The organism is Seonamhaeicola marinus (genome assembly GCF_008085455.1).
The window spans coordinates 1-216 of record NZ_VSDQ01000383.1; the positions used below are offsets into that span (position 1 = coordinate 1).

1 protein-coding gene is annotated in these 216 nt (G+C 34.7%); it reads left to right on the forward strand.

Annotation, left to right across the window (positions count from 1 at the left end):
* Window positions 1-81: 81 nt before the first annotated feature.
* A partial coding sequence (locus tag FUA24_RS05050) for a co-chaperone GroES (RefSeq protein WP_449441418.1) occupies window positions 82-216 on the forward strand: 135 nt, incomplete at its 3' end.

Sequence of the window (216 nt, forward strand, 5' to 3'; positions counted from 1 at the left end):
GTCAGTTAAATGGCATTGGCACATTTTTAGCTTAATGGTAAGGCGTTAAACAATATTAATTTTATAAAAACTATATACAAAATGGGCTTAAACATTAAACCTTTAGCAGACAGAGTTGTTATTGAACCTGCTGCAGCTGAAACTAAAACAGCATCGGGTATTATCATTCCTGATAATGCAAAAGAAAAACCACAGAAAGGAACTGTTGTGGCTGCC